Annotated in this window: 19 protein-coding genes and 1 pseudogene; 9 read left to right on the top strand and 11 right to left on the bottom strand. The window is 68.8% G+C overall.

What is annotated here, in order from left to right; translation table 11 throughout:
* The first annotated feature begins 174 nt into the window (after window positions 1-174).
* Window positions 175-1215: a hypothetical protein gene (locus D7W79_RS18620; RefSeq protein WP_120526728.1), complete on the top strand. Its 1041-nt coding sequence runs from the start codon at window positions 175-177 to the stop codon at window positions 1213-1215.
* Here D7W79_RS18620 and D7W79_RS43710 read toward each other — a convergent pair.
* The gene (locus D7W79_RS43710; RefSeq protein ID WP_272491325.1) at window positions 1199-1768 is read right to left on the bottom strand and encodes an RNA polymerase sigma factor; all 570 of its coding nucleotides are present in this window, start codon (window positions 1766-1768) and stop codon (window positions 1199-1201) included. The two genes, D7W79_RS18620 and D7W79_RS43710, sit on opposite strands and share 17 nt — an antisense overlap.
* A gap of 428 nt (window positions 1769-2196) precedes the next feature.
* On the opposite strand from D7W79_RS43710, the gene D7W79_RS18610 reads away from it, so the two are divergent.
* Window positions 2197-2760, top strand: coding sequence for a hypothetical protein (locus D7W79_RS18610; protein ID WP_120526726.1), 564 nt, complete (start codon window positions 2197-2199; stop codon window positions 2758-2760).
* Window positions 2761-2976: 216 nt separating this feature from the next.
* Window positions 2977-5244: a zinc-dependent metalloprotease gene (locus tag D7W79_RS18605; RefSeq protein WP_120526725.1), complete on the top strand. Its 2268-nt coding sequence runs from the start codon at window positions 2977-2979 to the stop codon at window positions 5242-5244.
* Between the two features lie 131 nt (window positions 5245-5375).
* On the opposite strand, the gene D7W79_RS18600 is transcribed toward D7W79_RS18605, so the two are convergent.
* Window positions 5376-6110 carry a hypothetical protein gene (locus tag D7W79_RS18600; RefSeq protein WP_120526724.1) on the bottom strand — a complete coding sequence of 245 codons (735 nt, stop codon included), beginning with the start codon at window positions 6108-6110 and terminating at the stop codon, window positions 5376-5378.
* A gap of 116 nt (window positions 6111-6226) precedes the next feature.
* Between D7W79_RS18600 and D7W79_RS18595 the strand changes: the two genes are divergently transcribed.
* Window positions 6227-7546, top strand: a complete 1320-nt coding sequence (locus D7W79_RS18595) for an amidohydrolase (protein WP_120526723.1) — start codon at window positions 6227-6229, stop codon at window positions 7544-7546.
* A gap of 646 nt (window positions 7547-8192) precedes the next feature.
* Here the strand turns inward: D7W79_RS18595 and D7W79_RS18585 are convergent.
* The 5 genes from D7W79_RS18585 to D7W79_RS18565 form a co-directional block, all read right to left on the bottom strand.
* Window positions 8193-8642, bottom strand: coding sequence for a hypothetical protein (locus D7W79_RS18585; RefSeq protein ID WP_244221836.1), 450 nt, complete (start codon window positions 8640-8642; stop codon window positions 8193-8195).
* A gap of 206 nt (window positions 8643-8848) precedes the next feature.
* Complete coding sequence (locus D7W79_RS18580; protein ID WP_120526721.1) at window positions 8849-10075, bottom strand: glycosyltransferase; 1227 nt, start codon at window positions 10073-10075, stop codon at window positions 8849-8851.
* A complete protein-coding gene (locus tag D7W79_RS18575; RefSeq protein ID WP_120526720.1) occupies window positions 10075-10821 on the bottom strand; it encodes a MerR family transcriptional regulator in 747 nt (248 codons plus the stop codon). The genes D7W79_RS18580 and D7W79_RS18575 overlap by 1 nt, the downstream gene beginning before the upstream one ends.
* A gap of 107 nt (window positions 10822-10928) precedes the next feature.
* Window positions 10929-11978 (bottom strand): metallophosphoesterase, encoded by a 1050-nt coding sequence (locus D7W79_RS18570; RefSeq protein ID WP_158617000.1) that lies wholly within the window; start codon window positions 11976-11978, stop codon window positions 10929-10931.
* A gap of 157 nt (window positions 11979-12135) precedes the next feature.
* Window positions 12136-12612 carry a GFA family protein gene (locus D7W79_RS18565; protein ID WP_120526718.1) on the bottom strand — a complete coding sequence of 159 codons (477 nt, stop codon included), beginning with the start codon at window positions 12610-12612 and terminating at the stop codon, window positions 12136-12138.
* A gap of 101 nt (window positions 12613-12713) precedes the next feature.
* Between D7W79_RS18565 and D7W79_RS18560 the strand changes: the two genes are divergently transcribed.
* On the top strand, window positions 12714-13307 hold the full coding sequence (locus D7W79_RS18560; protein WP_120526717.1) for a Crp/Fnr family transcriptional regulator: 594 nt from the start codon (window positions 12714-12716) through the stop codon (window positions 13305-13307).
* Here D7W79_RS18560 and D7W79_RS18555 read toward each other — a convergent pair.
* Together D7W79_RS18555 and D7W79_RS18550 are read right to left on the bottom strand one after the other, a co-directional pair.
* Window positions 13279-13962, bottom strand: coding sequence for a DUF4386 domain-containing protein (locus tag D7W79_RS18555; protein ID WP_120526716.1), 684 nt, complete (start codon window positions 13960-13962; stop codon window positions 13279-13281). The two genes, D7W79_RS18560 and D7W79_RS18555, sit on opposite strands and share 29 nt — an antisense overlap.
* Before the next feature lie 151 nt (window positions 13963-14113).
* The gene (locus D7W79_RS18550; RefSeq protein ID WP_120526715.1) at window positions 14114-15412 is read right to left on the bottom strand and encodes an IPT/TIG domain-containing protein; all 1299 of its coding nucleotides are present in this window, start codon (window positions 15410-15412) and stop codon (window positions 14114-14116) included.
* 218 nt (window positions 15413-15630) lie between these two features.
* Here D7W79_RS18550 and D7W79_RS18545 point away from each other — a divergent pair.
* From D7W79_RS18545 to D7W79_RS18530, 4 genes and pseudogenes are all read left to right on the top strand, one after another.
* Window positions 15631-15741, top strand: a pseudogene (locus tag D7W79_RS18545) (LysR family transcriptional regulator); the annotation flags it as partial.
* A gap of 113 nt (window positions 15742-15854) precedes the next feature.
* On the top strand, window positions 15855-16217 hold the full coding sequence (locus tag D7W79_RS18540; protein WP_120526714.1) for a hypothetical protein: 363 nt from the start codon (window positions 15855-15857) through the stop codon (window positions 16215-16217).
* Between the two features lie 15 nt (window positions 16218-16232).
* Entirely contained in the window at window positions 16233-16763 is a 531-nt protein-coding gene (locus tag D7W79_RS18535; RefSeq protein WP_120526713.1) for an RNA polymerase sigma factor, read from the top strand.
* Window positions 16760-17149: an anti-sigma factor family protein gene (locus D7W79_RS18530; RefSeq protein ID WP_120526712.1), complete on the top strand. Its 390-nt coding sequence runs from the start codon at window positions 16760-16762 to the stop codon at window positions 17147-17149. Before D7W79_RS18535 ends, D7W79_RS18530 begins: the two co-directional genes overlap by 4 nt.
* A 22-nt stretch (window positions 17150-17171) precedes the next feature.
* Here the strand turns inward: D7W79_RS18530 and D7W79_RS18525 are convergent, their stop codons facing one another.
* Window positions 17172-17765, bottom strand: a complete 594-nt coding sequence (locus D7W79_RS18525; RefSeq protein ID WP_120526711.1) for a hypothetical protein — start codon at window positions 17763-17765, stop codon at window positions 17172-17174.
* Complete coding sequence (locus D7W79_RS18520; RefSeq protein WP_147441967.1) at window positions 17762-21199, bottom strand: phage tail protein; 3438 nt, start codon at window positions 21197-21199, stop codon at window positions 17762-17764. Before D7W79_RS18520 ends, D7W79_RS18525 begins: the two co-directional genes overlap by 4 nt.
* Window positions 21200-21529: the final 330 nt, after the last annotated feature.

The raw sequence follows: 21529 nt of genomic DNA, 5'->3' as shown, positions 1-21529 counted from the left end.
CGCTATGAGAAGCGCGCCGCCAACTACCTGGCGATGGTCCATATCGCCTCCATCCGCCTCTGGCTCTAATTTGCGGACACGCCCTAGGCGGCGCCGGGGCGGGAGGGGAGGCCCCAGGGTTCCCCTCCCGCCAGCTCCACTTCCGTGGAGGCGGCTCCTGGAAGAGGAACGGACATGGCGGACGCCTCCAATCCCTATCATTCCTGGCTCAGCCAGACGCTGACCGGGCTCGTGTCACGGCCGTCCCAGGCCTACTCGGCCAAGAGCGTGGCCGCCCCTCCCCTGCAGCGGCTGGAGCCCGCGATGGAGTGGGACTGGGCTCCCACGGGGGATGGCATCCTCGGCGCGGCTGCGTACCACTTCTACGACAGCATGCCGGCATCCAGTGACCCGGACGCACTGTTCGTCTCCACGGGCGACAGCTTCAGCGGCAACTACCTCGCGTTCCTCCAGTTGCTGCGGAGCGACTTCCAGCCCGCGCTGACGCTGAAGCAAACGCTGAGCGTCGCGCAGCAGCCCCAGTCTGACCCGGCCTCCTCCCCGACCCCAAGGGGATGGACCAAGATCCTGAGCGCCAGCAACCTGCTCCAGTGGGCGCCGGACTGGTGCCCCGCGAAGACCCCCCAGGACTGGATCCAGGACGTCTGCTCCCAGCCCAGCCCGCCAGCGGGGAGCCTCGCGCTGGATCCGCGCGCGGCATTCGGCGGAGAGGTGGCCCCCGCGGCGTCCTCCCTGGTGCAGGCGCGCACGGGCACGGGACGGCCGGTCCCCCTGGGGTTCCAGCCAGGAGAGCTCCTGAGCTTGAATCTCTCCGCCCAGGCCTGGGGCCGGGTCCCCATCACGCCCGGGGCCTGGTACTCCAGCGCCTTGATGATGCTCGGGCGCAGCGGCCCGTTCGTGGAGGGCCGCACACCCTCCCAGGTGTTCGGTCCCACGGGCCTGCTGCGCTGCCGGGTGGCGGAGATGGTGCTCGCGTACAAACCCAGCGTCCAGATGCGGGTCTCCCCGAGCTTCGCCTCCCGGCACGCGGCGACGCTGGGCGCGGCGACCGGGCTGTCCGTTGGCGGCGTCCCCATCCAGGGCGCGGTGCAGCGCCCGGCGTTCGTGCCGCGCAAGGACAGCGGCCCGGACGGGGTGACGTTCCAGAGCACGACGGCCTCGCAGATCCCGGTCATCGTGGCCGTGATGCTGGAGACCTTCAGCGCCCCCCCGTGAGGGCGCACTCCAGGCAGCCCCTGAGCAACCGCTTCGCCTCCCGGACCCGCCTGCGAAGGTTCACCTCGGTCACAGGTGACTGCTGGGCCATTCGCGAATAGGGCACTGCCCGGGCTCGCTGGAGCAGGGGCTTGCGCAGGTGCGGAGGGAGGGTCCGCAGAGCGCGGCCCAGCCACACCACGGACTCCCGCTGCAGGCAGTGGTCCTCCGGGTTGGGACGGGTGTCGCGCAGCCGCTCCAGTTCCGAGGGAGCCGACGTGTCCTGGGTCTCGGCCCGGGACCGCCACTCACGGGTGCGCGCGCGGAGCAGGTCGAGGCAGGCATTGCGAGCGACCTGCGCCAGCCAGCCTTTGGGATTCGCCAGCGCCTGGGAGGGCGGAAGGTTCCGGAAGGCACACAGGGCCGCATTGCCGAGCGCGTCTTCCGCGTCCGCGCGGTGTCCTCCCATCAACCGCAGACAAAGCAAGAACAGCTTCCGTTGGTGTTGCTCCCAGAGCGCCACGAATTCCTTCTCGGCGCGTGGCTTCGTGTCTCGCGGTGGCTGCTGGCTCATTGGTGACGCGGCCCCTTTCATCCGGGCGCCGGCCGTCACACAGCCGGGGAGCCCACGCATCAGGGCATGAGCAAGCCGCGCGCCATTGCATGCGTGGGCTGTCTCGGTTGGGACCCGGGCATCCCGCGCGAGCCCCTGGGTGAAGGCCGCGGTCGGCGGCATGACGCCGACATGCCGCCGGCCCCGCGACGTCCGTGGACCCGCAGGCCGCGGGCTCGGGCTCCGCCGTGGGCTCAACGGCATGGCCGTTGCTAATCGAACACGCCGGACTGGGAGCAGGCAGTGACAGACGCTCCGCGTCTCCCTTTCCACTGAAGGCAGTCCACATCGATACGAAGGAAGGCGGCAAGACCATGGCCAGCGCGGCAATCACTGGAAACGTCGTACGCGTCAACGTCACGACCCCGTCGGGTCCGTACTCACTCGATATGTCCTTGCAGCGACACCACTACCGCTACTGCGGTTCAGCTGCCGCCGCGGCCCTCAACAGCCTCCTCCACGCCGCGGTGACCGACGCCACCGTGACGGCGGAAGCCCTGGAGGTGGGTGATCAGATCGAAAAGCTGCTCAAGGCCAAAGGGGCCACCTACAAGGTGCTTTTCGGAAAGAACCTCACGACGAAGAGCGGGCGTGTCTACGTCGTCGACAACAGCGCCCTCAACCCCAATGGCTCCCCCAACCACTTCTTCGTCACCAGCGGCCCCAGTGTCTCGGACCGCATGTCGATGGACGCGTTCGTCTCCGCATCCGCCCTCCGGCGTGTCGAGGAGGCCATCGCGGACCGCAGGGCGCGCGGCGACAAGCTCAACTACCTCGACGCCAAGGCGCTCATCGAACTCCGGGGCAGCACGGGTGGCCAGACCAATCCCGTCATCCTCGCGTACATCGCCGCGAGGACGGCGCTCATGGCGAGCGGGCCCAAGTGGGATACGAAGCTCGGCGAAGTCTCGGGGCGCGCCGACCTGGTCACGCTGACGCGGAAGTTCCCCTGACCGGACTCGGGCGGCCCAGGGGAGTGCCCAGAGGCTCTGGCCGTCGCCAGGGCGCGCAAGGCGGGAACCAGGCCGGCATATCGTCCGGGTTGAAAGTCATTGCGCGGCGGAGAGCATCTTCCGAAGCCTGAATCCCTTCCGACATGCCATTCCCGAAAGGCCGTTCCTCCAGCGCAACGGGCGGTGAAGTGCCGCCCCAGCCCCTGGAGTGATTCGATGCCTGGACGGACGTGGTCTTCGCGGCACCGCTGGTGGGGTGCCGCGTCGCTGGTGGTGATGTTGACGAGCGGCGGCTGTGACACCGCCGGGCCCGTGACGGAAACGGAGGCCCCCGAAGCGTCGCTGGCCGTCAGCCTGGAGGACGCATTCGTGGCGGTACCCCGGGCCACGAGCACCGAGCAGCGGCAGCAGGTGGAACAGCGCCTGTCCGGCATCGTGGAGGACGCGGGCACCCACTTCTACCTGGCCATCAAGCGCAGCGAGCTGAACCAGAAGTGGTTCCTGTCCGCGTTCCTCAAGCAGCTCCATCCGGGAGGGGTGATGTTCGGCGCTGGCCGGTCCCTGGGCACGCGGGTGGTCTCCTTCCAGGAGCAGAACGGCCGGCTCTTCGTCTTGGATGTGGACGACCGCAAGAGGCTCAGCGACGTGTTCGACCCAGAGGTGCTGGTGGAGGCCTACCCCGTCGTCACCGACTACGGCCCGTTCAACCGCCTGCGCAACGCCGACCAGTACGTGCTCATCGATCCGTCGGCGGGGCTCAACCGCTTCGGCGTGATGGGGGACGCGTTGTCCGTCTCCACGCGCTTCCAGACGGAGCTGAGCTTCGCGCAGCGCTTCCACCCCATCACCGACGGCATCGCCTTCGAGCAGGTCTTCACGGGCTACTCGGAGGCATCCGAGCCGTTCGCCGTGGATTACCTGGAGCCCAATGGCTACCGCGCCTCCGGCACGCTCGGCCTCGCCCTGCGCCGCTACAAGGAGGGGCCCGGCTACACGCCCACGGCCATGCCCGAGCAGACGCTCTACTTCGCGGGAGCGTCCAGCTTCATCACCAACGCCGGTGGCTGGACGGATACCCCGGCGATGAAGTGGAACATCCACCCCGGGATGAAGCCCATCCCCTGGTTCATCACCCCCTCCGTGCTCGCGATCCAGGCCGACCCGCGCTTCCAGGCCTATGACCTGGTGGGCGCCCTCAAGCGCGGCGTGGAGGGTTGGAACCAAGCGTTCGGCTTCAAGGTCCTGGAGGCCACGGTGGGCGGCGCGGGGCTCGACTTCGCGGATGACGACAAGAACGTCCTCATCTTCGACCCGGACGAGGGCGTGCCCTATGCCTTCGCGAACTTCCGCATCAACCCCAACACCAGCGAACTGCGCGGCGCCAGCGTCTACCTTCCGGCCTTGTGGCTTGTGCTCGGGGACGACCGCTTCGAGAGCGACCCCGGTGCGTTCGCCGCCGCACGGGCACGGACGCTCCCGCCCGTGAGCATGTCCTGGTCCGGGATGAAGGCGGAGTCGCTGTGCGACCTGAACGTCCTCGAGCGCTTCGGAGACCCGGAGGCCGGCCTCGCGTCGTCGCTGACGGAGGTCACTCCGCAGACGAAGAAGCAGAAGGTGGAGGCCTACCTCACGCACGTGGTGTTGCATGAGATTGGCCACACGCTGGGCCTGCGCCACAACTTCGCCGGCTCGCTTGTGTACGACGGCACGCCCACGGGCCTGCGCAGCAGCTCCGTGATGGACTACGTCGCGGACGAGGACGCCATCCTGGACAGCGCGCCGGGACCCTACGACGTGCAGGCGGTGCGCTACCTCTACGGGCTGGACACCCAGCTGCCCACCTGGGAGTTCTGCACGGATCAAGACCGGTTCACCGACCCGCGCTGCACCATGTACGACCGCACGAACGACCCGTTCAGCTTCACGCTGGCGGACTTCAACGTCTACGCGCAGAGCTTCCTCACGACGGCCTCGGTCACCAACCGCCTCAACCTCACCCTCAGCACCCGCACCAACCAGGTCCTGGGCTTCGTGCGGGCCGGGACGGAGCAGGTGCGGGCGTACCAGGACATCCTGGCCCAGGTGCGTCCGCCGCTCGTCGTGCCTCCGGGCGCGCCCGCGGTCTACGCCTCCCGCGCGGATGAGCTCGCCCGCCGCGTCCTCACGCGCCTCTACCTGGATCCGGTGTCGTCACGCGGCAGCATCTTCACCGCGAATGCGCCCACCACGCCGCAGTTCATGGCGCCGGTGATGGCGGACGTGCGCGGCATCCTCTTCAACGTGGATGGCGTGCGCGGCTACGCGGCCCGCCGCGCCATGGTGGACATCCTGAAGCAATTCCAGACACTGCCCGCGTACTCGGCGCTGCGCGAGGCCCGCGACACGCTCACCGCGCAGCTCCCGTCGCTTACGGGGGAGGAGCGGTTGCAGTCCGAGGACCTGCTGGCGCGCATTTCCAGCGCGCTCTCGCCCTACTACCGCTGACGCGAAGCCTGGTGACCGGGGACCTCGATCTCGGGTGACGCCACACACCCGGGCCGAGGCTCCCCGCTTCACCTGCTCCCCATGTGACGCATTGCTTCGAGCCCTTGTGCCACGGTACTGCTGGGTGGAACTCAGTCGTCGCCAGCTTCGTAGGTGTAGGAACTCGATTCTCTGCACGACAGCCGGATGAATCTGCCTGCTTTCTCCTGGGCGGCCCACTCCATCGGAGTGCAGCAGACGTCTTTGCCAACATCGATCTTGCAGTTGTTCTCGCGGGCAAAGCGGTGGAGTGAGACATCGTCACCCGCCGTGTTGGACAGCAGCACCGAAAACCCATTGTTGACGCAGCAGCCTATCCATTCCTCCAGGTATTCATATTCAATCGCAAGCACCTTCCGGCCGAACAGCTCGATCTCGCTGAGCGGCTTGTAGAAGTGCGTGTAGTCCTCCACCGCGAAGGGTTTGTCGATCATCTTCGCATCGACCCACGCCCTTGCTATCGCTTGGAGCGCCTTCCGGTCGCCAGGAGAGTCGTCTTCTTCGGGTGCCACCTTGCTCTGCGCCAGGCCCTGGAGGAGCTGATCCGCGAGGTCCGCCCTGGCCTCCCCATTCAAACCCCTCAACGTGGTTGAGCCGTCCTTGCCAGGCTGGGTACCCACCACGTCAAACTCCGGATGATCCTTCTCGGCTGGATCGAGTTGGACCTTGGCCTGTTGTTCGCGCACCTCGAAACGAACCTGCCTCGGCCTCGACTCTTTTCGCACGAGGAGGGTGGCCGCCGTCGCACCCACGATCGCGCCTGTCGCAAGGATGAGGGCAAGGATTCTTCCCGCCCTGGGTGTCAATGCGCTCATGACTTGCAGCATGGCACAGTCACCTCCCAGACATGCCGTGACGTGGGCTGAACCACGGGAGAGCCAGTCCCTGGGCGCCCCGGTCCGTGCTGTAGTGCGGGACTCCCTGACGGACAGGAGGCTCCCTGGTGAAAACGCTTCCCCTGCTTCCCCTGCTCTTCGCCTGCCTGGCGGTGCCCGGCGGACTCGTGCTCGCGGCGGCGCCCCCTTCCGCCGCCATCGAGGGCCTGGACGCGCTGTACCCCGAACTGGACGCGCTCTACCGCGACCTGCATCAGACGCCCGAGCTGTCACTCCAGGAGGAGAAGACGGCGGCGAAGCTGGCCGAGCGCCTTCGCAAGCTCGGCTTCGAGGTGACCCCGAAGGTGGGCGGGCACGGCGTGGTGGCCCTGCTGCGCAACGGCAAGGGGCCCACCGTGATGCTTCGCACGGACCTGGACGCGCTGCCGGTGGAGGAGAAGACGGGGCTGCCCTACGCCAGCAAGACGAAGGCGAAGGACGCGGCCGGAGCGGACGTCGCGGTGATGCACGCGTGCGGACACGACGTGCACATGACGTCCTGGCTGGGCACGGCCACGCTGCTGGCGCGGACGAAGGACCGGTGGCGTGGCACGCTGATGCTGGTGGGGCAGCCGGCCGAGGAGATTGGCGAGGGAGCCCGACGGATGCTGGCGGATGGCCTGTTCAAGCGCTTCCCCAAGCCAGACTTCGCCGTGGCCCTGCACACCATCGCCATCGCTCCGGCGGGGACGGTGCGGTTCACCCCCGGCTTTGCGCTGGCGAGCGTGGACTCGGTGGACGTCACCCTCTACGGCAAGGGCGGGCACGGCGCGTACCCACACACCACCGTGGACCCGGTGGTGATGGCGGCGCGCACCATCCTCTCGCTGCAGACGCTCATCAGCCGGGAGAAGAGCCCGCTGGAGCCGGGGGTCATCACGGTGGGCGCCATCCACGGCGGCACCAAGCACAACATCATCCCGGACGAGGTGCGCCTGCAGCTCACGGTGCGCACGTACAAGCCGGAGGTCCGCAAGGCGCTGTTGGCCGGAATCGAGCGCATCGCCAAGGCGGAGGCCATGGCCTCCGGAGCACCCCGCCCTCCCGACGTCAAGGTCACCGAGGGCACGCCCGCCACCTTCAATGACCCCGCGCTTACGCAGCGGCTGGTGGGCGCGGTGGGCAAGGTGCTGGGCGAGCAGAACCTCAGCGAGACACCGCCCGTCATGGGCGGCGAGGACTTCTCCGAGTACGGCCGCGCGGGCGTGCCCGCGGTGATGCTGTGGCTGGGCATCACCGAGCCCAAACGCTTCGCCGAAGCCAAGGGCACGGAGCAGGCGCTGCCCTCCCCGCACTCGCCGGTCTACGCGCCGGACCGCGAGCGCACGCTGCGCACCGGCGTCACCGTGCTGACCACCGCCGCGCTGGAGCTGCTGGGCAGGCCCTGAGGCCCCCCGCCCAAGAGCCCTCCTCCACGTTCACAGTCGAGGCCGTATGACATGACCGGCATTGAATTGTGCGCTGGGAGAAGTGAGAGGACACCTACGTGGCGATGCGACGCTTCGCATTGGGCATCATCACCTGGCTCAACCCGCTCCTACCGAAAGAGGCTCCAAGAGTGCTCATGCACAAAGCCACACGCTCCACTCTCCTGCTCAGCGCGCTCGCGATGGGCATCCTGGGTTGCACCCCGAAGCCTTCGAGTTCCATGCCGACCGCCACTGCACAGTCCCGGGCGGCCCTCGCCCCGGAATGGCAGGAGACAGGCACGGCAGCTGGCAGCGGACAGACGTGCAGCGACGGAACGTGCGTCGCCTCCGGTGGAGTCTGGACCAATACAGGAACGTGCGCCTTCTCCTGCCAGTCCACCAACTGCACCAACTTCTCCCCAGGGGGACCCTGCTCGCCGCTGGGCGCGACTTGTATCGTCGGCTCAGAAAGATACCAATACATCTGCCTTTGAGGGCCGACCCGCCCCCGGTGCATCCAGCGCTGGCCTTTCAAGCCGGTAGCACAGGCTCAAGCTTCGTCGGGACACGGGGAAGCCCAGCAACTTCGAAGGTTGCTGGGCTTTTCTCCCTTCCCCGTACGAACTCAGTGCGCCGGCTCGGCGGGTTCGGTGCGCTCCTGTGGAGGAAGGGTCTGCTCCACCTTCTTGCGCATGAGGCGCCTGGTGGCGATCTCCTCTTCTTCCGTCCGCTGCCGCCGGCGCACCAGGCCCTGGGTCTCGTCCACGAACCAGAAGACGACCCGGAAGAAGGCCGCGATGACGGTGATCAGCAGGGAGGACAGGAACCAGCGCAGCACACTGCCCATCCAGCCGCCCACCGTCACGTCGATGGCGTAGGTCCCCGTGAGAGGTACGAGCACGAACGCGAAGTAGTGCGAGGCGCAATAGGGACAGGACACCAGGTAGCCAAGCCACGTGTCCTTCCCGCCGAGCCGCTCGCGCAGCCCGGCGAAGACGCGCTCCTTGGTGAGGGTCTGGGCCATGCCCATCACCACGGCCGACACCGCGAAGAGCTGGAACAGGTCTGCCTTCACGCATCGTCTCCAGGTCCAGGCTCAGCGTGCATCCTCGAAAGATGGAGACGGACCGGGAGGATGCCCCTCGGTCCCAGGGACAATGGCAGCCAGGGGCAACGCCTGGTGGCCTGCTCTGCATCCAGGGCGGTGAGCGGTCGACCTCCAGCGCACCCTGCCCTGTCACAAGGACGCGCAGCCCGGTGTCGTCGCAGGCGCCTGTCCCCTCACCCTGACTTCCGCTGGGCGGTCGCCATCACGCTCCGGGCCGCGCTCTGTGCGCCGTCATCGCGCACGGTGGGGGCGACGGATCGGGCACGGGCCACCACGTCGCCGTGAAGGGCCTCCCCGAGCGCGCTCATCAGGGACTCGGGGGTTGGTGCACCAGGAGCATGTGCGGCTCCGATGCCGAGCTGGCGGACACGTTGGGCCCAGTAGAGCTGGTCGTAAGACTGCGGGATGATGACCTGCGGCGCACCGGCACGCGCGGCAGCGGTCGTCGTGCCCGCGCCGCCGTGATGGACGACCGCGGCGACCCGCTTGAACAGCGCCTGCTGGTTGACCTCATGGATGGCCAGGCAATCGGGTGCGTCGTCAACGGGGGAAAGGTCGGCCCATCCCCGGGAGATGATCGCGCGGCGCCCCAGTGCACGTGCCGCGCGGACCATCACCTCGCCCAGGCCTTGCGGTGCGCGGATGCTGCCGAAGCCGAAGTAGACCGGAGGCTCACCGGCAGCGAGGAACGCCTCCAGTTCCTCCGACAGGGGACGCTCATCGGGCAGGAGCCAGGCCCCCGTCTGGAGCACGGCCGGATCCGCGGGCTCGGGCCAGGGCGCCAGCACCGGGTCGGCGGCCAGCCAGGGCCGGCCGGTCAGGATGTGGCCGCGCACGTCTGCCACCGGCGCCAGGCCCAAGCTGGCCCGGTACGGATTGATCAGGGAGATCCAGTGGTCGTTCCAGCGCTGGGCATCCCGGGCCCAGTGCTCGCGGTAGTCGCCCGGTGCGGGAGCCGGCGTGTCTCCCAGCATGGCGAGGACGGGGGGCGCGTGATGGGGCGAAGGCAGCACCGCCGGGCAGTAGGCGGCGAAGACATACGGGATGCCCAGGAGCTCCGCCACCGAGGGCGCGGCGAGCTGGAGGGCGGTTGCGCCGACGATGACGTCGCAGCCCCGGGCCGCCGCGCCGATCGTCTCGAATTGCGCGGCGACGGTGCCCTCCATCATCCGGCGCCGCTGCTCGGGCGTGGGGAGGGACGCCGCGGGGTTGGCCTTCCCGGTGGGGCGCAGCTCGGGACCAATGGGGGTGACGGGCATTCCCAGGCCCTCGATCCAATCCCTGAAGTCGGGCGGCACGCACAGGTGGACCTCCTGGCCCAGCGCCTTCAACCGTGACGCCAGCGCGACCATCGGCTGGACGTCGCCTCGTGATCCGATCGTGGAGAGCAGGATGCGCATCAGGGTTCCTCCTGGGATGGACGCCCGGCGGGGGCACGTCTTGTCTTGGGAAGGCTCGCCATCGCCTGGTCGAGGTAGCGCATCAGCGCGGGGCTCCACCCGGCGAGGTCCTTCGGGAACTCCAAGCGGCGAAGGTGCGCGAGCGCCTCCATCGTGGCGCGGTCGCCCCCGGAGAACTCGACGATGCGGGCCAGGGCCTCGCGGGCCAGGGCTCGAGGGCGCGGGGCGGAAGGGGCCTCGCCCGCCTTCATGCAGGCCTGAAGCGCGGCGCCCAGCTCCCGCCACCGGGCCTCGGCATCCTTCGACGCCGGCCCGTTGCGCCGTGCGCTTCCATGGCGCATGACCCGCGACATCGCCTCGATCGTGGCAATCACGTCCTCGGGGTCGAGGTCGCGGTCCGCCTGCGTGCACGCGTGGTCGAGGAGCGTCTGGAGTCTTCCCAGCCGCTCCAGCTCCGCGGCGACGCGAGCCCGATGCGCGCGCAGGACGTCGACCAGCGCGGCGCGGTGGTCATCGAGCATGCTCCGGATGTCGGCGAGGGACAGGCCGAGGTCGCGCAGCGCGCGGATGCGGTAGAGGCGCCGCACGTCGCGCGCGTCGTAGCGCCGCTGGCGCCCCTCGGTCCGGGGCGCGGGCGCGAGCAGCCCGATGTGCTCGTAGTGGTGGAGGGTGCGCACCGTCAGGCCGGTCGCCTCCGCCAGCTCGCCGATGCGCCAGTGGCGCCGGCCCGTCGCTCGGTCCTTCATGCCGGCGGACGCTACAACCTGACGTCGCGTCAGGTGCAAGCCCGCGTCAGCTCCGACAGCGTCGCGACGGAAGACCCACACGCGACATGGGCCATAGGCGCGGGCGCTTACGCCCGGCGCAGCGTGATGACGGCGAGCTCCGCTGGGGCGCCCAGCCGCACGGGCGGCCCGGTGGTGCCTGCCCCCCGGCTCACGTACAGCCAGGACCGGCCCTGCCGGTACAGCCCCGCGGTCCACCGCGTGATGAACCGCGCCAGCGACCAGCGGCGGACGCCCGGGACGCCGAGCTGTCCCCCGTGGGTGTGCCCCGAGAGCGTCAGCTCCACGCCGTGCGCCTGCGCCTGCGGGAAGAGGTCCGGGTCATGGGCGAGCAGCACCGTCGGCACTCCCTCCGGCCGCGCCGCGAGCGCGCGCGGCAGGTCGTGGCGTGACGTCCAGGTGTCGTCCACGCCCGCGACGTAGAGGGGTGCCTCGCGGCGCGCCATCACCACGCCCCGGTTGCGCAGCACGGTCAGACCGTGGCGCTCCAGCGCGCGGACCAGGTGCTCGCCGTCGGTGAAGTAGTCGTGGTTGCCCATGCAGACGAAAGCGCCGTCCTTCGCGCGCAGCCCTCCCAGCCCCCTCGCGACGGCCTCGACGTGGGAGGGTCCGTGGGTGATGAGGTCGCCGGTCACCGTCACCAGGTCCAGGTCCAGCGCGTTGAGGCGCTTCACCCAGGCGGCCACGCGTGCCTCGGGCACCTGCGGGCCACAGTGCACATCGGAAAGCTGACCGATGCGGTATCCGTCGAGGCCCGGTGCGAGCCCGGCGATGCGCACGGTCCGCCTGCGCAGGCGTGGCCAGCCGAGGACCGCGTCGCATCCCAGCACCAGCGAGAGCGCCCCCACGAGCCCCCACGTCACCCCGTCGGGGGCTCCGGCCCGGATGGCCAGCACGGCGGGGAACATGAGCACGGCGAACACCAGGCAGGCACACCACCACCCCAGCGCCAGGGTGGTGGTGCGGGAGCGCGGAGGGGTCTGCCAGGGGCTCTGGAACTGGCGCAGGTAGGGCCAGGAGAGGCCCAGCGCCACCAGCGCCGGCAGCGGCGTCCGGGTGCGGACGCAGAGCCAGAGCACTGGCGGGAGCTGGACGGCCGTGACCAGCGCGGTCGCCATGAGGCGGAAACGGCCGCGGAAATGCGGGAAGGGCATCGGGCTGGGTGTGTAACCGGTTCCCAGGCCCCTCGCCCGGCATCGGGATGGTGCTCGGCGGCTCCGACACCGAGCGCTCATGCCGCCCGCGCCACCGACCGATGGAAGAGGTGGAGGTCCTCTACCGGGGGCGCGCGCCCTTCGCGGCGAACTCGAGGACAAGCCCATCGTACGCGGACCACTCCGGCAGCGTCGCGTAGGAGTGCACCGCGGGCGTCGTCGCCCAGGGCAGCTTCTCGTCCGTGTAGGTCTCGATGAAAGGCACGAACCAGCCGCGCTCGTCGAGCATGGTCGGCCGCAGGTTCACGAAGCTGTCCAGGCCCTCGGGCCGCGTGAACATCCACGTCATGCAGTAGCCGCAGAACATGTGCTTCGACGCCCCATGCAGCCCGCCCACCACCGGCTCTCCCGAGAGGATCTGGAAGCCGGGCGTGGGCACCGCCATGGACAGGCTGTAAGCGCTGGAGCTCATGCGCTGACAGCCGGTGCAGTGACACGCCATGGTGAGCAGCGGCGGCAGGGTGACACGCAGGCGGACCTTTCCGCAGCGGCACCCTCCGTCCCACGGCAGCTTCCACTCAGCAGCAGGATTTTCCATCCCGCGAGCCTGGACCGAGTGCCTGCTGCTCGCAAGGAGAACCCAGGGCGTCGCGGAACGAAGTGCCGGAGACGTGCCACGGAGTGCTACGAAGGGCCCAGGTGAAGAACAGGCTCGTCGACTACTTCCGCCGCATCGCGCCTCTGTCGGACGAGGAGGCCCGGGCCATCCTGGACAGCATGGTGGTGAAGACCTGCCCCAAGGGCACGCACCTGCTCATGGCAGGACAGGTCGCCACGGAGGCCTACTTCGTCCTCCAGGGCTGCGTCCGCCAGTACTCCGTCGTCGAGGACGAAGAGCGGAGCAACGGGTTCTTCACCGAGGACGACTGGGTCCTCTCCATTCACAGCATGATGAACCAGACTCCGGCGGATCACTTCTGGGTCTGCGCGGAAGACACCACGGTGGTGGTGGGCACCGAGCAACGCGAGGGGGACCTGTACCGGCGCTTCCCGCGCCTCGAGAGCATCTCCCGGAAGGTGATGCAGAAGGTCCTGGCGGAGCAGCAGGAGTGGTTCTCGTCCTATCTCACCGACACTCCGGAGCAGCGCTACCTCAAGCTCTCGAGGACGCGGCCGGACATCCTGCAGCGGATCCCCCAGTACCAGCTGGCCAGCTACATCGGCGTGAAGCCCGAGTCGCTGAGCCGGATCCGCAAGCGCATCGTCACGCGCGCCAAGCCGGCTGCGCCGTGACGGCAGGCGTGACCGCCCGGAATCCCCTGGCGATGAGCCAGCCGCAGAGGACCAGCTCGAACAGGCCGCCGGGCCCCGAGAAGAGGACGCTCCACGGCAGCCCGAAGAGCTCGAGCACGGACCCCAGCGCCAGAAGCCCGTAGCCCACCGCGCCCACCAGCGGGAGCACCGAGGGAAGAAGCCGGGCGCGGTAGAGCGACAGGCAGAACGGCACGCTGCCGACCCCCAGGATGAGCATCGCGAGCTGGTACGCCCAGAAGTTCCCCTTCGCCAGGAGGTTGGACAGGGTCACCAGCTCCGGCGTCGTCTGCCCTTGCGCGGCTTCTCCGAGTTGAAGGATGCACAGCAGGAACACCACGCCGACGATGAGGGTCAGTGCTTCCATCACCCGCGTGCAGAGGTACGCGATGGCGATGCCCGGGCTCCGCTCGCGCAGGATGGGAAAGAACAGCACGCCAATCCCGACGACGAAGAGGGCGTCCACCAGCAGCAGCAGTGCGCCCGCGACGAACAGCGTCCTCTGGCCGGACAGCAAGGCCAGGTGCTCCGGATCCTTCAGGACGGAGGTGACGAGCGCGGTTCCGAGGCCGTAGGCGAAGAATGGGAGAAGAAAGAGGGCTCCCAGGGCGGAGGAGTGAAGGCGGGAGATGTTCATCGCGAGGGCTCCAGAACGTTCAGCGACGTTGTGGCCTCCAGCGTGGAGGGGACCGCCCCCGCCCGCATTGACGAGAGTCAATAACCGCGCGGTGTCAGAGGCCCTCGCCAACGCCCCGCCCTGCCCCGGCTTTCGTCACTCGGACCCAGCCCTACCTCGGCGCCCCCTGCGCGACCCAGTCGATGATGGCCTGCTTCTGCGCGGCCGAGAGGGGGCTTCCCTTGGGCATGGCGCCCCCGGAGCACGCGGGGCTGCTGTTGGTCGCGAGGATCTTGTCGATGAGGAAGCTCTGCCCTCGCAGCGGGCCACAGGCCTGCACGCGCAGCCGCTGGCCACAGCCCTTGCTGCTGGTGGGGACGCCGACCAGTTCGGCGTAGGCGCTGCCAGGGGTGAGGTTCACCGGCGTGGAGGCGGTCGCATGACAGCCGCTGGTGGCGCAGGTCGCGGTGAAGATGGGTTGCACGTCCGACGCCAGCGTGGACACCTTGCTGGCGACGCCGAACGTCACGGGCGCGGACGTCTCCCGACCCGGTGCCGGGTGGACCACGGTGACGGTGGCGGCATTGCCGGTGGGCGCGGAGGCCACCAGCGCGGCGGGAATGGAGGCGCGCAGCTCACCGGAGTTGATGAACGTCGCCGCCACCGTCGTGCCGTTGAAGGAAAGGCTCGCGCCCTCCTTGAAGTTCGTCCCCTGGACGGTGAGCGTGAACGCCCCCGAGCCCGCCACCGTGCCACAGGGTGAAAGCGAGGACACCGTGGGGAGCACCACCCCCGTCGCGGTGACGGTGAAGTCGAGGCCGGCGCTCGCGCCGCCTCCTGGCGCCGGGGTGACGACCCGCACCAGGTGCGTGCCGGCACGCGCTGTCAACGACGCCGCCACGCGGGCCTCCAGCCGCTGCGGACCGTCGTGGGTTGTCGCCACGGCGATGCCGTCGATCTCCACCTGGCTTTCGTCCACGAAGCCGCCGCCCGCCACGGAGAGGACGACCTCCCCCACCCCCTCCTGCACGCTGGAGGGAGTGAGGGTGTCGAGTGTGGGAACCGGGTGGATGGGCAGGCCTCCGTCCGTGGCGGAGGTGGTGGGCTCGGGTGCACCGGCGCAGATCCACCCGGCCACGTCTTGCAGCGCGGCGGCATCCAGGAAGGGGCCGCCCTGCGGCATGCGTCCCTGCGCGTCCGGGAGCAACTTGAGGTACAGGCGGCTGCGCTCCGGGTGGCCGGGTTCCACGAGCAGGAGTGAGGGGGCACCGGGCGAGGGCCGCTGTACGGTGGCCTGCCACAACTCGTGGGCGTCACGGAAGGTCAGGCCGCCTGCGCCGGTGTCGTGACACCCCACCGTGCAGCCCGTGGGCCGCTCCGCGGCGAAGTGCGCCGCGTGGACCTCCTCCAGCGTCCGGGGGGCGACGCCCTCGCAGGCGCTTCCGCTGGAGGTGCCGGGATCGGGGAGCACCTCGGCGTCCCGTTGCTCGACACAGCCTGTCAGGCCCCACAGGCAAAGACACAACATCCGCGCGAACAACGAGGCGTGCGGGTTCGCAATGGCCGAAGGGGCGCTCCGGACGGATTCTCCCTGCATGACAGGAAGGACTCGTCTCCCCTCTTGATGGCCACATGCCGCGCCGCGCCCTGGCTCCCAGGGCTGTGTCGGATGTTGGATGCCGCGATACCGCGCCCAACGTGCCTGGGTTCTTCCTCTACTCCCCCAGCCACGCGCAGCGCTCGAAGCCCCTGCGCCTCTTCATCGAGGCAGCCAGGGAGCTGGCCGGCGCAGCGGGCTGAGGCGCCCGGTCGCGGGGCTCTTCTTTTTCGCCTCCCGCGAACCTTTTCCGCCGACCGGTTCCTTCTCTCCCGTAAGCATTCAATGGCGAGCGAGGCTCGCGGGAGAGGGAAGCATGTTCGAGTTCTTCATGGCGGGGGGCATCTCCATGTACCCGACGACGCTGTTCGGGTTCCTGCTGGTGGCGTGCAGCATCCTCTTCCTGTTCCGGCCCGAGCCGCGCTACCTCGCGTCGCTCCTCGGCCTGGGCGCCACCACGGGCGCCGCGGGCATGCTGGGCTTCTGTCTGGGGCTGATGAACTCCCTGCGCTACCTGCACCTCGTCCCTCCCGCGGAGCAGCTCCAGATCGCCGCACTCGGCTGCGAGGAGGCGCTCCATCCCCTGGTGCTGGCGCTCGTGCTCCTCCTCATCGCCGGCCTCTTCGTGTCCATCGGGGCCGTCCGCGCGATGGGGCTGTTCCGCGCGCCTGCTTCGTAGCCCCCGGGTCCCCCCATGCCATCGGACGAGGCACTGTACGAAGCCCTGCTGGGCGGAGACCTGAAGGCCTTCGATGCGCTTTACGCACGCTACGAGCAGCACCTCTTCGGGTTCATCCGCAAGCACCTCCAGGATGCCCACGAGGCGGAGGACGTGCTGCATGAGACGTTCCTGGCGGTCCTCCGCGACCGGGCCGGCGCCCGGGCCGCGCGAAGCTTCCGGGCGTGGATCTTCCAGGTCGCGCGCCATCTCTGTCTCAACCGCCACCGGTCCGCCCACCGGGAGACGCGGGCGCTGAAGAAGGAAGCCGACTCCCTCGAGGAGCCGGGCCCCGGCCCCGAGCACGCCCTCGAGCACCAGCAGGCGCGGGACGCCCTGCGCGAGGCGGTGACCCGGCTCCCCCTGGAGCTGGGCGAGCTCTACGCCCTGCGCACCCAGGGCATGTCCTACGTGGAGATGGCCGACGTCCTGGGCCTTCCGCTGGGAACGGTGAAGTCCCGGATGCACCAACTGGTGAAACAGCTGCGCGAGGAGATGCACCCATGAGCTGCCACACGGTGTCGCCCGAGCTGGTCGCCTACCACTTCGGCAACCTTGAACCTGAGGCCCGACAGGCCGTCGAGGACCACCTTCCCGAATGCGGAAGGTGCCTGCGGGAGTTCATCGCGCTCAAGCGCGACCTGGAGACGAGCGAGGAAGGCCCCCTGCCCTCGCCGCAGGCCCGGGAGCGCCTGAGGCTCGCCGTGGCGCGTGAGCTGCGCCCCCAGGCCGCCACCCGCACCTGGAACCGGTGGGAACGGCCCCTGGCGCTGGGAGGCGCGCTGGCCGCGCTCGTCGCCGCCATGCTCGTGACACATCAGGCCTCGGTCCGGGAGGCGGTGGCCCCCCGGACCCTTTCCGTCGCGGAGAAGGATGGCGCGGAGGGCCGCTGACAGGGCCGACGTCTGAACCGGGCTACTTCTTGTTGGAGCCCTGTTCCTTGCGCGCGTGTTCCACCACCTGGGTGGCGAAGGCACGAACGTCAGGTTCGGAGTCCTCCTTGCTGATTCGCTCGATCTCGTCGAGGAGGCCCGGCCAACACCGGATGGCGTACGCACGAACGGCCGACAGCCGGACCCCGCGGCGTGGATCCGCCAGGTACCGCCGGAACGTCTCCAGCAAATCGGCCCGCTCCGTGGGCGTCACGTATGCCGCGATGTGGAGCAGCGCGACCAGATCGTCGTGCGACGGATTCGAGTTGCCCAGCAACTCTCGCACCTCGGCGGCCGTCGCGGATGGCAGCGCGTCGGATGCGATCTTCAGGGCGTTCTCTGCCCCTTCGCCCTGATACCAGAGGAACCTGCCGAACACGCGCGGCGACTCGATCCAGGACAGGGTTCGCTTTCTGTCGGGCGTCCGCCACACCTCCAGATATTCCCCGTTTCCAGACCGCTCATCCTCGACCTTGTCCTGCTCCATGAGCATGGAACGAGCAAGTGTCCGAAAGGAATGGAGGTCGGCTTCGTCACGCAGGGCCAGATAGCCACCCTTGGCATCATCCGTGTTCATGGCATGAACCTTTCGAGCTGGGGCTTGAGGGCCTCGCGAATGAGACTCTTCATTTGCTCATCGCCTGGCTTCTCCGGATAGATGGTCTTCCATTTCTCGACCTGCATCCTGCCCCAGCGGGTCAGCGTTGCAACCTCACGGTCGTAGCGTTCCTTGGCCGACATGCCCAGCTTTGAAGGGTCAAACTCCTTGAACCCTGGCTTGTCGAGACTGTTGGTGACGGTGCGAGTTCCAGCCTGGATCTTGTTCTTGCCTGGAGGGAAGAGATCGATTGCTTGTTGTCCGGTGATCTTGTGCGCGGCGTCTTCGCTGTTGAGCAGTTGGGTGAGCATCGCCCCATAGAGAAGATCGCGGCCGTGTTTGCCAGTCCCCTTCGGATGGGTCGGCTCCTTCAAGAACAACCCGAAGAGACTGACCGTGGCCTTCCGCGCATCCGGGGACAGGTTGCCGGCTCCCACCACGGGCTTCTGCGTAAACAATTCCTGAAGGAGCGGGCCGGGGGACTCATCACCGAGCTTCGCCTTGATCTGCGGATAGGTCAGGCCTCCTTCTTTTCCTGGCTCGGCGATGGAGCGTGAGCCACCGAAGGCCAGGCTTCCCGCCGTGGCGCGATGCTCCATCTGGGCTCCGCTGCCGAGGTTCATGCGTGAAGGCTCATCCATGAATCCCGGCAGGGCCACCTTTCCGGTGGCGTCCTTGTCGGTGAGGGTGCTGGACGGTTCCACCGCGGTGGCCTTGTGGCCCGGGTGGGCCTCACGAACCTTGACGAGCTCGGCGGCGACCTCCTTCACGAGCCTCATCAGGTGAGCGTCCGTGAATACGTAGCCGTGGCCCAGATCGATCGTGGGGTTGATGGTCGCCGAGAAATTGAGCGATTCGCCGCCACTGGCTTTGATGGTCTTGAGCCGGTACTGCAGGCGCCAGATGGCGAACTGGGCCATCAGGCGGAGCTTGTGCGGCTTCTTCGCGAGGAAGGCCGATACCTTGGGAGGAAGCTCTTTCTGAGCCCTCTCGATCTGCTCCTTCTTCTTCTTGTCTTTGTCCTTCTTCTTGTCCTTGCCCTTGCCCTTCTTCTTCTTGCCGAAGAGCTTGTCCTTCAGCTTCTTGAGTTTCTGGCCGGCCTTCTTGAAGAACTTCTTGAGCTTCTTCCCGACCTTCTTGAGCCCCTTCTTGATCTTGGCCAGGATCTTCTTGGCAATCGCAGCCAACTTGCCGGACACCTTCTTCGCCGGCTTCATGAGGCGCTTGATCAGCCAGTTGGCGACGAAGTCGATCACCGCCACGGCGCCCGCCGCCACCGCGGTCGCGAACTGGGGACCGGCGTTTCCGCCCTTCACCGCCTTCAGGAAGGTGATGAAGGAGTCGATGGCCGCGATGATCCGGCTGACCGCGCCCCACGCCGCCTGGACGCCCTCGATGATGGCCATCACCGCGCCCGCGGCGGGCACGATCATCGCCACCAGCTTTTCAATCAGGAGCTGGATCAGGATGCCCGGGACGGCGGTCTTGAGCGCCTCCCAGGCCATCTTCCCGATCGCATCCAGGTTGAAGCCGCCCGTGAAGAGCGCCTTCATGAGGTCGATCGGAATGCCCAGCACCTCCTCGACCTTGCTCTTGAACCAATCGCTGATGGCCGCCTTCATGGCCTTCACGAGGTGGTTCTTGATGCCGTCGACGACCGCGGCGCCCAGGTTCGAGATCCACTGACCCGGACCCGCCGCGATGTCCTTGATGAGCGCGAGGAACGTCCCGAGCGCCTTGGCGACGGCCTCCGCCGCCTTGATCGCCGAGTCCACCACGGCGGCGACCGCGTCCACGGCGGCGAGCAGCCCCTTCTCCAGGAGCCCCAGCGCCTTGTCGAGGAACTCGCCGAGCGCGTCGAGCAGCTTCGTGACGCCCTTCTTCAGCTTGTCCGCGATCCGGTTGACCGTGTCCTCGGCGTCCTGGACGGTCTGGCGGACGGCGCCCTGGAACTTCGCCTTGAGCTCCGGGAACGCGGCGAGCGCCACGTCGCTGATGGCGATGAGCGCGTCCCCCGCCAAACGGATGGCCGCGACCACCGCCTGCCGCGCCTTTTCAATCAGCGCGACCGCGGCCTTCTTCGCCGCCTCGATGGCCGCCTTGACCGCCGCGCGGAGCGCCTTCATGACGCTCTTCACGGCCTCCTTGATCTTGTTGAAGAACGCCTTCGCCTTCGACGCGAGCCAGCCGAAGAAGCCGCTCGATTCCTCCTTCGCCTTGGCCTTCTCCCGCTCGGCCTTGGCCTCTCCCGCCTCTTTTTCCTTCTGGGCCTTCTCCTCACCCTCGGCGATGGTCTTTCCGGCGCTCTCGTCGGCCTGCGTCTTCTCGGACTCGACCTTCTCGTCGGCCTCCTGCTGCTTCGTGTCGGCCTCGGTGTTGCCCTTGTCGACGGCGGCCTGCTGCTCTTCGCTCCACTCGCCGCGCTTCTTCGCGACCTCGTTCTGAGCGGAGGCCTTCTCCGCCTCCTGCTCCGCCGCGGCGTCCGACTCGGCCTGGGCCGCAAGCTCCTCGGTGCGCTGGGTCTCCGCCGCGGAGGCCTCCTGTTCCTTCGCCTCCTCCTGGGCCATGTCGCCCTGGCCCTTTTCAACCGCGGCGTCGATCTCTCCCTGACTCTTCTCCTGGGCGATGATCGACGCGGCCTCCGCGTCGGAGCCGCCACCTCCGCCCGCAGGCCCTCCACCCGCGGCCGCTCCGCTGGCTGGCACCTTCGCGGCGAGCGTCTCGTGGGTTTCCTGGGGGGCAATCTCGTTCTCCCCCATGGGCTTGCGCGCGTCGGCCTTGCCCGTGTCGTGCGCCGCCGCCACGGCATGGTCCATCTTCACGCGCTGGGCCGTGACCTGCGCCGGATCCGCGTTCCCCTCGAGTGCGAGCGTGGGCGGCGGGCCCGCGCTCGTGCTCACCTCCGGATCCGAGGTGGGCATGTTGTCGACCGCGGACCCCATCCGGTCCGCGTCCTGCTGCGACATCTCCCCTTCGCCCGCGCCGCTCGTCGGAGGGGCGGTCACCGCGTTGACGGCGGGGGCCGGCGCCTCCGGCACGGGTTCGGCGGCAGGCGTCTCGACCGCGGCGCCCTCGGTCACCTTGTCGGCCTTCTTGCCGCCCTTACCTCCACCGTCGAGGCCGCGCCGCGCCGTGCCCTTCTTGCCGGGCATCCCGGAGGACGCCGCGCGCGTGGGCGGGTTCGCGGCGAGCGCCTGTTTCTTGTCACCCACGGCCGTGGAGACCGCCTGGGAGACGCTGCCGAGCGCGCCCTGGATGGCCATGGGGGCCTGCCCCTTGAGCGACGCAAGCCCTGCCTTGGGCTCGCTGCCCGAGACATCCGGCACGACCGGCGCCGGCTTCTCGGGAATGGCCCCACCACCGCCGCCGCCACCCGCGGCAGCACCCGCACCGCCGCCCGCGTCCTCGCTCACGGACGCCGTCGCCGCTCCCTGCTCCGCCGGTGAGAGGGCCCCTTCCTCGGGGCCCGCACTCTCGGGGGTCGGCTCCTGCGCCTGCTCTTCGTCGGCGTCAGCCGCCCTCTGTTCGTCGGCCTCCCTGTTCGTCTCCGCGGCCGCCGCGGACTCCTTCGCTTCGACCTGCTGTTCGGTGGGGCCCTTCGTCGCGCCCTCTCCGCTGGCGAGCTCCGGCTCGGAGCTGGCGGGCTCGGCGCCTCCTTCGCCCCCACCACTCACCACCTCCGCACTGGCACCTCCAGCGCCTGCTTCCGTCGCCTCCGCGCCGCCGTCCCCCCCGGCCTCCGC

The organism is Corallococcus exercitus, assembly GCF_003611585.1.
In the GTDB taxonomy this organism is placed as follows: Bacteria; Myxococcota; Myxococcia; order Myxococcales; family Myxococcaceae; genus Corallococcus; species Corallococcus exercitus.
This window is presented reverse-complemented; position numbering and strand designations above follow the sequence as displayed.